Annotated in this window: 11 protein-coding genes; 9 read left to right on the forward strand and 2 right to left on the reverse strand. The window is 69.6% G+C overall.

Annotated features, from left to right (window positions below):
- Positions 1–65 precede the first annotated feature (65 nt).
- A complete protein-coding gene (gene xerD, locus OV287_RS26720) occupies positions 66–1,019 on the forward strand; it encodes a site-specific tyrosine recombinase XerD (RefSeq protein ID WP_267536869.1) in 954 nt (317 codons plus the stop codon).
- 24 nt (positions 1,020–1,043) lie between these two features.
- Here xerD and OV287_RS26725 read toward each other — a convergent pair whose 3' ends face one another.
- Positions 1,044–1,712: an SRPBCC family protein gene (locus tag OV287_RS26725; RefSeq protein WP_267536870.1), complete on the reverse strand. Its 669-nt coding sequence runs from the start codon at positions 1,710–1,712 to the stop codon at positions 1,044–1,046.
- Between the two features lie 222 nt (positions 1,713–1,934).
- On the opposite strand from OV287_RS26725, the gene OV287_RS26730 reads away from it, so the two are divergent.
- The gene (locus tag OV287_RS26730; RefSeq protein ID WP_267536871.1) at positions 1,935–2,537 is read left to right on the forward strand and encodes a Uma2 family endonuclease; all 603 of its coding nucleotides are present in this window, start codon (positions 1,935–1,937) and stop codon (positions 2,535–2,537) included.
- Positions 2,538–2,567: 30 nt separating this feature from the next.
- On the opposite strand, the gene OV287_RS26735 is transcribed toward OV287_RS26730, so the two are convergent.
- Positions 2,568–3,734, reverse strand: a complete 1,167-nt coding sequence (locus OV287_RS26735) for a DUF4388 domain-containing protein (RefSeq protein WP_267536872.1) — start codon at positions 3,732–3,734, stop codon at positions 2,568–2,570.
- 235 nt (positions 3,735–3,969) lie between these two features.
- On the opposite strand from OV287_RS26735, the gene trpS reads away from it, so the two are divergent.
- From trpS to OV287_RS26770, 7 genes are all read left to right on the forward strand, one after another.
- Complete coding sequence (gene trpS / locus OV287_RS26740) at positions 3,970–4,983, forward strand: tryptophan--tRNA ligase (protein ID WP_267536873.1); 1,014 nt, start codon at positions 3,970–3,972, stop codon at positions 4,981–4,983.
- A 17-nt stretch (positions 4,984–5,000) separates the two neighbouring features.
- Positions 5,001–5,867, forward strand: a complete 867-nt coding sequence (locus tag OV287_RS26745; RefSeq protein ID WP_267536874.1) for a segregation and condensation protein A — start codon at positions 5,001–5,003, stop codon at positions 5,865–5,867.
- Positions 5,854–6,834: an SMC-Scp complex subunit ScpB gene (scpB, locus tag OV287_RS26750; protein ID WP_267536875.1), complete on the forward strand. Its 981-nt coding sequence runs from the start codon at positions 5,854–5,856 to the stop codon at positions 6,832–6,834. The genes OV287_RS26745 and scpB overlap by 14 nt, the downstream gene beginning before the upstream one ends.
- A gap of 31 nt (positions 6,835–6,865) precedes the next feature.
- Positions 6,866–9,058 (forward strand): pseudouridine synthase, encoded by a 2,193-nt coding sequence (locus OV287_RS26755; RefSeq protein WP_267536876.1) that lies wholly within the window; start codon positions 6,866–6,868, stop codon positions 9,056–9,058.
- A gap of 68 nt (positions 9,059–9,126) precedes the next feature.
- Complete coding sequence (locus OV287_RS26760) at positions 9,127–11,232, forward strand: HEAT repeat domain-containing protein (RefSeq protein WP_267536877.1); 2,106 nt, start codon at positions 9,127–9,129, stop codon at positions 11,230–11,232.
- 1 nt (position 11,233) lies between these two features.
- Positions 11,234–13,066 carry a cyclic nucleotide-binding domain-containing protein gene (locus OV287_RS26765; protein WP_267536878.1) on the forward strand — a complete coding sequence of 611 codons (1,833 nt, stop codon included), beginning with the start codon at positions 11,234–11,236 and terminating at the stop codon, positions 13,064–13,066.
- Between the two features lie 82 nt (positions 13,067–13,148).
- A complete protein-coding gene (locus OV287_RS26770; RefSeq protein ID WP_267536879.1) occupies positions 13,149–13,973 on the forward strand; it encodes a hypothetical protein in 825 nt (274 codons plus the stop codon).
- Positions 13,974–13,975: the final 2 nt, after the last annotated feature.

The raw sequence follows: 13,975 nt of genomic DNA on the forward strand, positions 1-13,975 counted from the left end.
CGGGCTGAGGTCCGTCGCATCCGGAAGGTTGCTCGCTCACCCCGCTGGGCTACCCTGCACGGACGATGGAAGGGTACCTCGACGCATTCATCGCCTTCATCCGTGCCGAGCGCGGCCTGTCCGGCAAGACGGTGGATGCCTACGCCGCGGATCTGGCGGTGTACTTCGCGGACCTGAAGCGCAAGGGCATCATCGACGTGGTGCGCGTGCAGCCGGATGACATCACCGGCCACCTGACGACGCTGAACACACGCCGGCTCTCCCGGCGTAGCCAGGCGCGGCACCTGGCGGCCATCCGCGGCTTCCATCGCTTCCTGGTGGCCGAGAAGTACGTGGAGAAGGATCCCACCGAGGACATCGACACCCCGCGCTCGGCGCGCAAGCTGCCTGTCTTCCTCACGCTGGAGGAGGTGGAGCAGTTGCTCGCCGCTCCGGACGAGCGCACGCCCGTGGGCATGCGGGACAAGGCCATGCTCGAGGTGCTGTACGCCACCGGCCTGCGTGTGAGCGAGCTGGTGGGCCTGGGCATCAACGACATCCAGCTGGGTGCCGGCTATCTGGTGGCGAAGGGCAAGGGCTCCAAAGAGCGCATCGTCCCGGTGGGCAGCATCGCGGCGGAGAAGGTGCAGTCGTACCTCGCGGGGCCCCGGCAACTCCTGCTGGGCGAGCGCGAGTCGAAGGCGCTCTTCATCACCCCGCGCGGCGATGGTTTCACCCGGCAGGGTTTCTGGAAGCTGCTCAAGCGCTATGCGCTCAAGGCGGGCATCCGCAAGCCGCTGTCACCTCACAAGCTGAGGCACTCGTTCGCCACGCACCTGGTGGAGCGCGGTGCGGATCTGCGCGCGGTGCAGGCCATGCTGGGCCACGCGGACCTGGCTACCACGCAGATCTACACGCACGTGAACAGCGTGCGGCTGCGGGCCGTCTACGACAACGCCCACCCGCGCGGAGACGACGTGCGCGGGCGGGGAGGGGCCCTGGGCAGCCGCGTGGCGAGGAAGAGGGCAGGGGGCACGTAAGCCCCCACCACCCACCTCACGTCATCACGGCGTGGGGGCCGCCACGTTCTGGCCGCCCGCGGGAGCCGGCTGGCCCTCGACCGGAGCGGCGGCAGCAGCCGCGGCCTCGGCCGCCGCCTTCTCGGCCGCCAGCTTCGCGGCCTCCGCCTCGGCGCGCTTCACCGTCTCGGCCTCCGCGATCTTGCCCATGGCCGCCAGGCCCTTGTCGAAGTCCTTCCCGAGCATCACGTCCATGTTCACGAACAGGCCGAAGGCCTTGCCCATGAAGTCGTTGGTGCCATCCATCTTCCACGTCACCGTCACGCCCTCGGCGGCCGGGGTGAAGGTGAAGGTGGTCGGGCTGGTGGACGCGAACGGCCGGATGAACTCCAGCTTGATGCGGACGAGCTCGTTGGCCTTGCTCTCCTCGATCGTCATCCGGCCCTCGCCCACGTCGTCATTGCCAGACCAGCCGTACTTCGCGCCCGTGCCCGCGGCGGCGCCCTCGAAGGTGACCTTCTGGTTCGGGTCCAGCTTGTCCCAGGGCGACCACCCACCCCAGTTGTGGAAGTCGTTCACCAGCGCGAAGGCGATGTCCGGCGACGCCTTGAACGTCGCGCTGCGCTGCACGGAATACTCGGCCGGCTGCATGGCGATGACACCGCACAGCGCCACGAGAACGCCGGCGACACCAAGGAGGATCTTCTTGAGCATGGAGGATTCTTTCCTGAGAGGTGAGAAAGCCGGCGCGTCATAGGGGAAAGCGCTTGCCTCTCGCAAGAGTCCGGGAGTGTGGACTCCCCTGGGCGCTGTCTTGAGCCTGTCCGTGTGGGACGACCCTACCGGAAAAGTCAGAACCCGGTGTAGAATAGCTGGAGCAAGGGAGGCGGGGCTTGGCCTTGCTGGTTCTGACCACAGAGGTAGGAGGAGACGGCGATGGGGAAGGGAAAGAAGCCGGCGACGTACGAGGACATCGAAGCGCTGCCGGTCGGGTGGGTCGGGGAGTTGTTGGGGGATGAACTGGTGGCCTCTCCTCGACCGGCCATGCCCCATGCACGGGTGGCCTGGGCCTTGAGCGTCCTGCTCGGCCCTGTCTCGGATCTGGGGCAGCAGGAGCCTGGCGGTGGGTGGTGGATCCTCCATGAGCCGGAGCTGCACCTCGGGAGAGACGTCCTGGTGCCAGATCTCGCGGGGTGGCGTCGCGATCGGATGCCCGTGCCCCCCTTCATGGATGAGCCCTACTCGACGGTGGCCCCGGATTGGTTGTGCGAGGTGCTCTCGCCCTCGACTGAGGCAGTCGACAGGAAACGCAAACTGCCGCTCTACCACCGCGAGGGCGTGAGCCATGTTTGGCTCATTGATCCGTCGGTGCGCACCCTGGAGATCTACCGTCGGCAGGAGCGGGACTGGCTGCTCGTGGCTGGTTGCAGCGGTGACGGGGAGGTCATCGCCGAGCCGTTTGACGCGCTCCCGTTGACGCTGGGCTCACTGTGGTGGCCACGGGTTGGAACAACACGAGCTCAGATACCCTCACCCTAGCCCTCTCCCGAGGGGAGAGGGGATTGGCTCTCAGCGCCCCACGATGGGGATTCCGAACGGCTCCGTCTTCGCGCGCCGCCTCGGAGCCCCGGTGTCCGGCATCACTCGGGCGATTCCCGATTCCATCAGCCGCTTCAGCGCCCGGTATGCCGCCAGCTCGCCCATGGCCGTGTTCCGCAGCACCTCGCGCACGCTCCGGCTGCCCCGCAGCTTCGTGTACAGGTACAGGTCATCCGCCGTCAGCGACGGCGGGGGAGGGCGCGGCAACGGCTCGAAGTACAGCCGTCCGTCCAGTGCCAGCACCTCGTCCGCCAGCGCCACCGTCAGCCGAACCTCCGCCTCTCGGTACAGTGCATGCGCCTCCGGCACCGGCGCTCGCTCCAACACCTGTGCCGCCACCGCCACCGCCTCCTCGTACCGGCCTGCCTCGACCAGGCGCCGGGCCAGCTCCAGCAGATCCGCCAGCTCCGTTGCCTCGCCCACCTTCGGGCCCCTCGGCTTGCGCGGCGTCAGCGCCCCGCGCCGGTACAGGCGCAGCACCCAGCGCGCCCCGTGCAGCGGACCCTCCGGCGATGCCGCCAGCAGCTCGCTCAGCGTCGCGCCCTTCTCGGCGAGCTGCAGCAGCTGATCCTCCGCCGCCGACACCGTCTCCACCGCGAACTCTCGATACACCCCGAACAGCGTGTCCGGCCCCGGGAAGAGATCCCAGAACACCTTCCACTCGAGCAGCCGCGTCAGCGCGTCCCGGTGCAGCTCCTTCAGGCCCAGCTGCAGCTCCACCGCCCGTCCCAGCGGCGGCAGCCCCGGACGAAACTCCACCTCTCCGGACTCCCACCCGTAGCAGTCGAAGAGCGCTTCACGCGCCTTGTGCGCCATGGCCTCCGCCAGCCGCGCCCTCGCCACCAGGCCTCGCTCCACCAAGAAGGTGCCAAAGGGCACCCCCAACGCTTCCGCCTCCGCGAAGGCCTCCGCCGCCCTCGTTGCATCGAGGATTCGAAGCCGCGCCAGCACCTGTCCCAGGTGCTCCGTGGCCTCGCTGGAGCTCTCTCCCGCCAGGTAGCCGCGCTGGAAGAAGAAGTGTCTGCGCACCGCCCCCCGCTCGACCCGCAGCATCCCGTCCACCGCTGGTTCCTCGAAGAACGCGGGCATCAACAGCTGCAGCCGGTAGCTGGCCAGATTCCCCTTGAAACGCTCCATGTCGACGACTTCCTTCTCGCTGGGGGAACAGCAGGGTAGCCAAGGCCGGACCCCTCGGCAACCCTTTGATTTCACAGCTTTTCCTCCTGGGTCCCAAGAAGTTCCCAGTAGTCGGTCTGCTCGGGGAGCGGGCGGCCGAGTTCAATCCGAGCAACGCGCTCGCAGGAAAGTTGCAGGGTGGCCCTGGGTGTGCGAACCAGGGCTGTCACCCCTTTCGTATATAGGCGTGGGAGTCATGCGGATCCTCTCGGGAGTCCAGTCCTCGGGCCGGTTGCACATCGGCAACTACTACGGCGCGCTCCGGCAGTTCGTGCACCTGCAGGATGAGGGCGAGGCCTACTACTTCATCGCCAACTACCACTCGCTCACCACCGTGCGCGACGCGAAGCTGGCCGAGGAGCTCACCCGCGAGGCGGCCATGGCCTACCTCTCGCTGGGTCTGGATCCGAAGAAGGCCGTGCTCTTCCGCCAGAGCGATGTGCGCGAGGTGCTGGAGCTCTACTGGATCCTCGGCACCGTGGTGCCGATGGCCAACCTGGAGCGCGCCCACAGCTACAAGGACAAGCTCGACCGGGGCATCAGCCCGGACTTCGGCCTCTTCGCCTACCCGGTGCTCATGGCCGCCGACATCCTGCTCTACAGCGCGGACTTCGTGCCGGTGGGCAAGGATCAGATCCAGCACATCGAGTTCGCCCGCGACTGGGCGGTGAAGTTCAACATGACGTACGTGCCGGGCTACGATCCGCAGGATCCCGAGGGCAAGGAGAAGGGGCACGCCCCCGGCATCCTCAAGCTGCCCGCGGCCCGGGTGCAGGAGAGCACCGCCACGGTGCCGGGCGTGGACGGACAGAAGATGTCCAAGTCCTACGGCAACACCATCGAGCTCTTCGGAGACGAGAAGGAGATCAAGAAGCGCATCATGGGCATCAAGACGGACTCCACGCCCGTCGAGGCGCCCAAGCCCACCGAGAACGTCCCTCTGTACGATCTGCTCAAGCTGATGCTGCCCGAGCAGCGCTTTCAGGAGGTGGATGCCTCCTGGCGCGCGGGTGGCAAGGGCTACGGTGAGTACAAGAAGCTGCTCCTCGAGGCCTTCCACGAGACCTTCGGTCCGGCGCGCAAGCGTTACGAGGAGTTCAAGAGCGATCCCGCCGAGCTCGAGCGCATCCTCCAGGATGGCGCCGAGCGGGCCCGTGCCGAGGCGTCCCAGCTCATGAAGCGGGTCCGCAGCGCCGTGGGCGTTCCCTAGCGCGTGAAGGACGTCTGGTGAGCGCAGGCCGTCGCAGCGCCCCTCCCACCGAGGAGACCCTCGAGGCAGACGTGCCCCTCAGTCCGGGCGACGCGTTTCGCATCGCCCTGCCCAATTTCGAGGGACCGCTCGACCTCCTGCTCCACCTCATCAAGGAGCACCGGCTCGACATCTTCGACATCCCCCTGGCGCTCATCACCGAGAAGTACCTCGAGCACCTGGAGAAGATGCGGGAGATCAATCTCGACATCGCCGGCGAGTTCCTGGTGATGGCCGCCACGCTGGCGCACCTCAAGAGCCGCATGCTGCTGCCGCGTCAGGACATCGCGGAGCAGACGGCGGACGCGGTGACGGAGCTGCAGCAGGAGGACGTGGGAGATCCTCGCGCCGAGCTGGTGCGCCGCCTGCTCGAGTATCAGAAGTACAAGGACGCCGCCGAGCAGCTCGCGATGCAGGACATCCTGGATCGCGACGTCTTCCCGCGCCGGGTGCCCGTGGAGGCCGTGCCCATCCCCGAGGAGGAGGTGGGCCTGCAGGAGTTCTCGGTCCTCAAGTTGATCGAGGCGCTCGACCGGGTGTTGGAGCGCCTGGCGCCCAAGCTGCAGCACGAGGTGGTACGCGAGAAGGTGAGCATCTCCGATGCCATCCAGCGCATCGCCGAGCGCTTGAAGGCCCAGGGGGCGTGTTCCTTCGAGAGCCTGTTCGATGAGCATCGTACGCGTCAGGAGGTGGTGATCACCTTCCTGGCCATCCTGGAGATGGTGAAGCGGCGGTTGCTCAAGGTGAGCCAGGAAGCCCCCCTGGCGGACATCATGCTCACGCCCAACGGGGATGCCCTGGAGCGGCTGGTCCCCACGGAGGTGGATGAGAGTGAGTACCGGTAACAACGGTCCCGAGGACACTGGAGGAAAGCCCCCGCGCTCCTCCGGAGGCCCCAGCCCCTTCACCGAGGAGGAGATCGCCGCCGTCACCGGTCCCGGTGACGAGGACGAGCTGGAGGACTCCGACGTCGCTACCATCGAGGCCGACGAGGTCCCAGATCTCCAGTCGTCCTTCGAGAAGCTCGTCGTCAAGAGCCGCAACCTCTCCCCAGAGCGCATCCGCACCGTCGTGGAGAGCGTGCTCTTCGTGGCCGAGAAGCCGCTGGATCTGGATCAGCTCTACGAGGCCACGGGCATCGAGCGCGAGAAGATCCAGGAGGCCCTCAACCTCATCTCTGGCATCCACCGCGACGGCATCAGCGGCATCGTCCTGTACGAGGTCTCGGGCGGGTGGCAATTCCGGACGGATCCGCACTCGGGCGAGTACGTGCGGCGCTACCTGCGCGTGAAACCCCAGCGCCTCACCCGCGCCGCCGTGGAGACGCTGGCCATCATCGCCTACCGGCAGCCCGCGACGCGCCCGGAGATCGAGGACATCCGCGGCGTGGACTGCGGCGCCGTCATCAAGGCGCTGTTGGATCGCAAGCTGATCAAGATCCTCGGCAAGAAGGAGGAGGTGGGCCGGCCCATGCTGTACGGGACGACCCGCGAGTTCCTCGAGTTCTTCGCCCTCAAGGACCTGTCCGCGCTGCCCACGCTGCGCGAGTTCCACGAACTGACGCAGGAGCACCAGGAGATCGTGGAGAAGGAGCGTCCGACGGCGCCTGGGGCCAGCGGCACCGTGGAGACGCTGGGGGATCCGGAGTTCCAGAAGCGCATGGAGAAGAGCGTGGCGGCGTCGGAGGCCGCGCTCGAGGAGCTGGAGCAGGCCATGGACGCTGCGGACAAGACGCAGAAGGCCGCTTCCGGCATCCTGAACCCGACCCCTCCGCCGCCCGCCGAGGGCGACAAGGGATCAGAGCCTGCTTGACGGCTGGGCGAAGAAGTGGAAGGTGGCGGTAATGGCAGCTGAAAGATTGCAGAAGTACCTGGCGCGCGCGGGTGTGGCCTCGCGGAGACACGCGGAAGAGCTCATCACCGATGGTCGCGTCACGGTGAACAACCAGAAGGTGACCGAGCTGGGCTCGAAGGTGGAGCCAGGGGACCTGGTGACGGTGGACGGCAAGCTCGTCACGCCGCCCGAGGAGTCTACCTACTACGTGCTCTACAAGCCGGTGGGCGTGGTGACGACGCTGTCGGATCCACAGGGGCGTCCCACCGTGGCCAACTACATCGAGGAGACCGGCAAGCGGCTCTTCCCGGTGGGCCGGCTGGACTACGACGCCGAAGGGGCCCTGCTCGTCACGGACGACGGGGCGCTGGCGCACAAGCTGACGCATCCCAGCTTCCAGGTGCCTCGCACGTACCTGGCGAAGGTGAAGGGCTCGCCGGACGCGGCCACGCTGGAGAAGCTGCGCAGCGGCGTGCGGCTGGAGGACGGCATGGCCACGCCGCTGTCCGTGGACGTCTTCGAGCAGGCCGAGCGCAACACCTGGCTGAAGCTGGTGGTGGCCGAGGGCCGCCCGCACCTCATCAAGCGGCTGTGCGCCGCGGTGGGGGCCCCGGTGGTGCGCCTGTTCCGGCCCAACTACGCGGGCATCTCCGTCGAGGGCCTGCGCCCGGGCGAGATGCGGCCGCTGTCGGAGAACCAGGTGCGCATGTTGCAGGAGGTGGCCGACGGCAAGGCCACGCCGCCGGAGCGGGAGCTCAAGCTGCCGCCGCGGCGCCATGGGCGCTCGGCACCGGGCTTCGCGGAGGCGGACCTGGATGATGAGGATTTCGGCGAGGAGGCTCCTCCCGCACCGGCGCGTTCTCGTGCGGCGGCGAAGCCCGCGCCGCGGGGGGCTGCCCGGACGGAGCGTCCCGAGCGCAAGGGTGTGAAGGCGGAGCGTCCGGCACGAGCGGCCGCTGGCGGTCCCGAGCGCAAGGCCTTTGCCCCGCGTGGCGAGGGTGGTTCCCGGCCGGCGTTCCGTAGCGCGGCGGGTGGCCGAGCCGAGCGTCGCACGTGGACGCCCAACGAGGATGAGCTGGAGGAGAGCCCGAGCAGCCGTCCCGAGCGCAAGGAGTGGGCGCCTCGGGGCGAGGAGCGCGGCGAGCGCGGTGCTCGTCCTGAGCGCAAGTCCTTCGGCGCAGGCGCGGGTGGTCGTCCTGAGCGCCGTGAGTGGGCGCCTCGGGGTGAGGAGCGCGGCGAGCGCGGTGCTCGTCCTGAGCGCAAGTCCTTCGGGGCAGGCGCGGGTGGCCGTCCGGAGCGCAAGTCCTTCGGAGCAGGCGCGGGTGGCCGTCCGGAGCGCAAGTCCTTCGGAGCAGGCGCGGGTGGCCGTCCGGAGCGCAAGTCCTTCGGGGCAGGCGCGGGTGGCCGTCCGGAGCGCAAGTCCTTCGGGGCAGGCGCGGGTGGCCGTCCGGAGCGCAAGTCCTTCGGAGCAGGCGCGGGTGGCCGTCCTGAGCGCAAGTCCTTCGGGGCGGGCGCGGGTGGCCGTCCGGAGCGCCGTGAGTGGGCGCCTCGGGGTGAGGAGCGTGGCGAGCGCGGTGCTCGTCCCGAGCGCAAGTCCTTCGGGGCGGGCGCGGGTGGCCGTCCGGAGCGCCGCGAGTGGGCGCCTCGGGGTGAGGTGCGTGGCGAGCGCGGTGCTCGTCCCGAGCGCAAGTCCTTTGGTTCCGACCCGAGTGCCGAGCGCCGGGTTCCTGCGCGTGGCCCTCGTCCGGAGCGCCGCGAGTGGGCGCCTCGGGGTGAGGAGCGTGGCGAGCGCGGTGCTCGTCCCGAGCGCAAGTCCTTTGGTTCCGACCCGAGTGCCGAGCGCCGGGTTCCCGCGCGTAGCCCCCGTCCGGAGCGCCGCGAGTGGGCGCCTCGGGGTGAGGAGCGTGGCGAGCGCGGTGCTCGTCCCGGACCACGGAGTGCCGAAGGCCCCGCGCGCCGCGGTGCGGCACGGTCGGGAGGCGAGGAGACTGGCGAGGGCTCGAGCTCCTTCGTGAACTGGCGTGCGAAGAAGCAGGAGCCCAGGACCGAGTGGAACTCTCGTGCTCCTCGGGGCGCGGGCGGGCCTCGGGGCGCGGGCGGGCCTCGGGGCGCAGGCGGCCCTCGGGGCGGTCCTCGCGGCGCAGGTGGTCCTCGGGGTGCTGGGGCGCCCAGGGGGCGAGGGGGCCCTCGCAAGGGCCGCTGAGTCGTGGGCGGTCGCGCGCACCGCTGATATAACCGCCGGCGTCTCACGCTTTCCCTCCCCGGAGAACGATGCGAACCGGCGCGCGCACCTTCCTTGTCGTCCTGTCCCTTCTCGTCTCCGCGGGATGCAGTGGTAGCCGGGATCAGTTGCTCGCGGACCTACAGAGCCCTCGCCCCGAGGTGAGGGCTCTCGCCGTGAAGAAGCTGGCCGAGGACGCCCGTCCCGACGACCTGTCCCTCTTCACCCGCGCGGCCAAGGACATGGCCTCCATCGTCCGCGGGGAGGCCGCTGCCGCACTCGGCAAGAGCCAGGATCCCCGCGTGGTGGATCTGCTCGGCGAGCTGCTCGAGGACTCCGATGTGGACGTCCAGGGCCAGGCCGCCATGGCGCTCGCACAGGTGAAGAACGACAAGGCCAAGGCCTACCTCACCCTGCAGTACGGCCGCCGTGGCCGCCAGACGCGTCAGGTGATCGTCCAGGCGCTCAAGCAGGCCAACGTGCCGGGCGCCATGGCCGAGGTTGTCGCCGCCGAGTCCAAGGCCATCTGGGACCGCAACCTGCTGGCCCTCAACGAGGGCTCGCTGCCCGAGCGCGTCGGCGCCGCCGAGGAGCTGGGCAAGAGCGGCCGTCCCGAGGCCTTCAACCGGCTGCTGCCCCTGGTGCGCGACAGCCAGGTCATCCTCGCCGCCGCCGCGGTTCGCGGCCTGGGAGACCTGGGTGACAAGCGCGCCGTGCCTGCCATCCTGCCCCTGCTGGATGAGAGCTTCCCCGAGCTGCGCGAGGCCGCCATCACTGCCCTCACGCGGCTGCAGGAGCTCCAGGCCATTCCCCGGCTGCAGGCCGTGGCGGTGGAGAAGAGCTCCGTGAGCCCCCTGGCCATCGACGCCCTGCTGGCCATGCCGCGCCAACCCCAGACCGATGCCGCGCTGTGCTCTGTCGCGCTCGACGCCGAGACCAGCGAGGCGATCCCCGTCGCCCGGGCGATGCGCGAGCGCGGCGGCTGCCCCATGGAGCCCATCGTCGAGCGTCTGTCGCGCCCCTCCACCGCCGTTGGCGGGCTTCAGGCGGTGATTGGCCTCGGCCCCGTGGTCAAGGACCTGCTCCCCAAGGTGTTGCCCTTCATCACCCAGGGCGATGCCATGCTGCGCGCACTCGCTGTGGACGCCGCCGCGGCCATCGGGGATGTCGCCGCGGCACCCGTGCTGCAGAAGGCCTACGAGCAGGAGCTCGCGTCCGTGCAGGCGCTCCGGCAGGACTGGGTCACCCAGCCGCTCCCCGAGCGCTACGGGCCTGGGTTTGATCCCTCTCGGAAGGAGGAGGGGCAGGACAAGCGGGGCGAGAAGCACTCCGGCCTCATGGCGCGTGTGAAGGCGCTCAATGCGGCCAAGGCTCGCGACCTGGGTCGACCCGTGGTGCGCCAGCGTACGCCCGCGGAGCTGTTCGATGACGTGGAGTCGTCCCGGCTCGAGCCCCTGGCCGGGCTGCTGCGCGCGCTCGGGTCCGTGAAGGCTCCTGGGGCGCTGGAGCTGCTCAAGGGCTTCTCCGGGGACTCCAGCGTGACGCTGCGCACCGCCGCTCTGGTGGGCCTGACGCGGCTGGGGCCCGAGGGCGTGACGATCGCCAAGGCCGGCATGTTCGAAGCCGATCGGGATCTGCTGAAGGCCCTGGCCCAGGCGCTCGCCGAGCAGGGTGACGCCGGTCGGTCCGCGCTGCTGGAGCTGCTGCCGCAGATCAACAGCGAGAAGCTGGTGGTGCTCGATGCGCTCGTCAAGGCGGGTGCCCCGGCCTCCGCGGCGGGTGAGCTCCAGAAGGTCGTCTCCGAGGGAGGCCCCGAGGTGGTGCTGGCCGCCACGCTGCTGGGCCGGATGAAGGCGAAGGAGGCGGTGCCCACGCTGGTGAAGGCGCTGCAGGAGCCCTCGGGCGTCGGCCGGCGAGATCTGCTCACCGCCCTGGGGGAGATCGGCGACACCTCGGCGGCTGAGGAGGTGGCACGCGACCTGTTCCATGACCTGCCGGAGATCCGGGCCGCGGCGGCGGGTGCCCTCACGAAGATGGGCACGGGCGCCCAGGCCGACTCACTGGACGCGCTCAAGAGTGACTATTACCGTCGGGTCCGAGAGGCAGCGGTAACGGCGTTGGCCAAGACGACGACCGCAGCCGAGGGGGCACGCTGACATGGAGCCACGGCAGCTCAGGGACAAAGCCAACGAAGCCCTCACCAAGGGACGCTTTTCCCGAGCCGCCGAGCTCTTCGAGGAATACTGCGAGCTGGATCCGAAGGACTACCAGGCGCGCGTGCGTCTGGGAGATGCCTGGGTGAAGGTGGGCGAGAGCGCCCGTGCCATCTCCGCCTACCAGGCCGCCGCCGAGGGCTTTGCTCGCGAGGGATTCCTCCCGCGAGCCATCGCCGCCAGCAAGCTCATCCTGGAGCTGGATGCGTCGCATCAGGGCGTCCAGCAGATGCTCGCCAACCTCTACGCCCGCCGTGGCGGAGCGGGGGGCTCAGCGCGAGCAATGACGCCCAAGCCCCTGGAGGCCCCTCCGGTGGCGAAGCAGGCCGCGCTCTACATCGAGCTGCCGCCGGACATCGACGAGGCCCTGGCCCAGGACTCCGAGCCCGAGGCCCCCTCGTCCTTGTCGGGTATCGAGGTGGATCTGGACCTCGAGGACGCGAGCGCCGCGCCGCCTGAGGCGCCCGCTGCGGACATCGAGGTCGAGCTGGATCTCAGCGAGGCGGAGAAGGGGAGCCCGGAGGCCGCGCCTACCCAGGCCACCGTGGCGAAGTCCGCACCTCCAGGTCTGCGCCGCCGTTCGAGCGACGTCCGGCCAGCCGTCACGGAGCAGCCGCCCAGTCCCGCGCCTTCCGCACCCGCGCCTCCACCCCAGCCCCTCCGAGTTGCAGCGGTGCAGCTCGCCTCACCGCGCCTCGAGCGCTTCACGCCCCAGGAGGGCGTGGACTTCCAGCCCCCGGTGCCGGGCAGTACGCCCTTCACAGAGCTTGCCGTCCAGGCGGACTCGCTGCTGCACGCGGTGGAGCTGGCGGCGCTCGCGGGCACGGAGCAGGCCTCGGAGCCGGCAGCGTCCGGGCCCGTGGCTGATACCGAGGAGCCGGGCACTCCTGTTGGCGAGGAGCCCGTCACCGAGGCGGCCCCCCAGGACGAGGCGCTGCCGAAGATCCCGCTCTTCTCGGACCTGCCGCGCGACGCCTTCATCGCGCTGTTCGAGCGCTGCCCGCTGCGCCGCTTCCCCGAGGGAGGGCGCATCATCGAGCAGGGCACGAAGGGAGATGCCTTCTACGTCATCTGCGCGGGCCGCGTGCGCATCGTGCGCCAGACCGGTGCCGAGCAGCGCGATCTGGCCGTGCTGGGCGAAGGGGCCTTCTTCGGTGAGATGGCGCTGCTGTCCGGCGCGCCGCGTTCGGCCTCGGTGGTGAGCGCCGCCGAGGAGACGCAGGTGCTGGAGATCTCCGCCCCGGTGCTCGCGAGCCTCTCGAGGCGCTACCCGCAGGTGGCCCGGGCGCTGCGGCGGTTCTGCCGGCAGCGGCTGCTGTCGGACGTGGTGAACACCTCGGCGATCTTCCAGCCCTTCGGCCGCAAGGATCGGCGCGAGCTGGTGGAGCGCTTCCGGGCCCGCGAGGTGCGCCGGGGCGACACCATCATTCACGAGGGCCAGCAGGTGGACGGCCTCTACGTGGTGCTCTCCGGCGAGGTGGCCGTCTCCAAGGGAGAGCAGTCACTGGCCCGGCTGCGCGAGGGCGAGCTGTTCGGAGAGATGTCCCTGCTGCAGAAGACGCCCGCCAATGCCACCGTGACGGCTGCGCGCAACACCTCGCTGCTGCGGCTGCCCCGCGAGGACTTCGACACCCTCATCCTCACCCATCCGCAGATCCTCGCCCTCGTTTCCGAGCTCACCGAGTCCCGGCAGCGCAGCAACGAGGCCCTCCTCGGAGGGCATGAGAAAGTCTCGGGGGAGACGCTGGAGCCGCACGAGGAGCTGCTGCTGTTCTGAAGCCTGCTCCCCCTGGGAGAGACTGTCCTCCCTGTGACGCCGTGCGTTGGGTCGAAGCGGAAAAGTGCTGTATGTGTGAGGAATGGGGCGGATCTCATTCCTCGCATTGCTGGTGCTTCTCACTGGGGGTTGTGCTTCGCAGCGTCTTGCGGGCTCGGACCTGGATCGGATCTCTCGGCCCGCGTTCATTTCCCGGATCGAGATCGAGGCGGGTCCGCACAGCCTCGTGTTCCAGAAGGACAGCGCCTACAAGGGCAAGCTGAAGAAGCTGGAGCCGAAGGAAGCGGATCGCCGGCTGCAGGCGAAGCTGACCGGGGCGGTGTCGCGCTTCGAGGTCTCCGAGCGCCTGCGGGTGAACACGTTCCGGCAGCTCCCCGAGGAGCGGCCGTGGGTGGACGCGTTGGCGCCGGCGCGGGTGGCGACGATGCTGGAGAGCTTCTTGGTGGAAGAGGTTCCGGCGAACGCCCCGGACTACGATCTGCTGACGCGGCTGGGAGCGGACTCGGTGGTGGAGTTCGTCATCCAGGACTACGGCATGCGCAGCGACCAGGGGCGCGCGGGCGCGTACATGCGGGGCTACGCGCGGATGTTCAAGATCAACGGGCGCGCGGAGATCTGGCGCCGTCCCTTCGAGGTGGACCGGGTGTCCGAGGGCGCTGAGCACCTGGATCCCTTCAAGGTGGGGAAGGATCCCTCGTTGTTCCGCCAGGAGCTGACGGGGATGCTGGACGTGGTCGCCGCGCAGTTCGCCGAGGAGCTGCGCCCACCGGATCGCAAGCCGGGCGCGCCGCCGCCTGAGGTCGCGGGGCCGGACAGTACGCACACCACGGGCCGCGAGCTGCCGGCTCCTCCGAAGCCCGCCGAGCCCGACCTGGCGCCCGGTGAGCTGCCGGATCCGGATCCGTAGCC

The sequence above is a fragment of the Archangium lansingense genome (assembly GCF_026626635.1).
GTDB classification, from domain to species: domain Bacteria; phylum Myxococcota; class Myxococcia; order Myxococcales; family Myxococcaceae; genus Archangium; species Archangium lansingense.